The organism is Rahnella sp. AA, assembly GCF_002834385.1.
GTDB lineage: Bacteria > Pseudomonadota > Gammaproteobacteria > Enterobacterales > Enterobacteriaceae > Rahnella.
The window spans coordinates 1-1,414 of the sequence record NZ_PITQ01000030.1 but is presented as its reverse complement, the minus strand read 5'-3'; the positions used below and the strand labels follow the sequence as shown (position 1 = coordinate 1,414).

General features: G+C 48.9%; 1 protein-coding gene. It reads right to left on the bottom strand.

What is annotated here, in order from left to right; all coding sequences use genetic code 11:
- Positions 1–1,187 (bottom strand): IS110-like element ISEsa2 family transposase (locus CWS43_RS27085; protein ID WP_101080208.1); only part of this gene is annotated, 1,187 nt, incomplete at its 3' end.
- Between the last annotated feature and the right edge of the window lie 227 nt (positions 1,188–1,414).

The following is a 1,414-nucleotide window of genomic DNA, read 5'->3' as shown; positions in this document are numbered from 1 at the left end:
GCTTCATCGTACTGGGTTCTGGTCTTCCAGCAGCGATAAATGATCCTTATCCATTTGAAGGCAAGAGCCCGGATTGCAGACTGGTGAGATTTTCCTTTTTCTCGCAGTCCCTGATAATAAAGTCTGGCCCAGTATGATGAGTTAACCGTCTTGGCCGCCCATTCAACAAAGGTCTGCCTGACGAACTTGGCACATTGCCATCGCCAGTGAACCCAGGATTTCTGGCCACTTCGTTCGGTCACCGGTGCAATACCTGCATAGTTTTGAATTTCTTCAGCGTTGTTAAACCGATCACGGTTATCACCAAGCGCAGCAAGCATCCGTGGGCCCATACACGGCCCCATGCCCGGAAGTGATTTGAACAGCCCCGCATCTGGCAATGTGTCAAACAGCGTTTCGATTCGTTCGTCATAGGTTTTGATGATTTCACTCACGACTTTAATTTGTGTCGCCAGTGCGGTTGCCATCAAAGCATTAGCCTCTATAACACTCGGGTCTGTCGTCAATGGGATCGCGTTATCAATACTCGCAACACGCTGCTCGGTAAGAGCCATTGCGCGGCCACCTTTGGCATTGAGAAAGTTGCGGATCGTGTCGCGCCTGGCTCGTTTCAGTTGTTGCAGACTGGGCCACCGGATAATCAACTCACACAACAGTAAGCTACCCCGATGTGAGAACCACTCCAGTGGCTGAGGATAATACTGTTTAAGCGTGTTGATGAGCCGATTCACAAAGCGGCGTTTGTCTTCAACCAACTGACGACGTTGCTCAACCAGTTGCTGAAGTAAGCGAATATCCGCATTGTCGGGTTCAATAGCTTTTATCTTTTGGGGATAACGCAGCATTAACTCTAATGCCAGCTCTGCATCCTGCGGGTCATCTTTAGCGCCGCTGGGCGAGAAGGCTTGCCGGTAACGAGCCAGGGACAACGCGTGGACGGGGAAAACGGTGATAAAGGGATATTTTTGAAGAGCATATACCACGGGGCCCTTCTTCAGCTCGAGAGCTATGGCGATTCTGCCTTTTACTTTTTGGTGTAACTCAGTAAGCCAGGCATCAAGCGCTTCTGCTGTATGTTCAATCACATCGAATACGCGTTCACCGTTTTTAAACTGAACACAGACATCGTGTTTTTTATCCGCCCAGTCCAGACCAACGTGCGCAGCAAATTGATTAGTCACAGTCATCACCAACTCCTTTTTATAGGGGATTGGTATGCATTCCACGCTCTTCGAAAGAAATATAGCCAGCAGTTTATCTGCATGCCCTGAGTATTCGTTAGCGAACGTGGAGCACCTACTGGCTCGAAAGAAAAGCGGCGATCATCGCATGATTCTCGCTCAATATTCGTAACCAGCAAGCGCATACCCTGAATCACTTAATAGTGTAATTCTCAGGGTGCGAATGACTATAT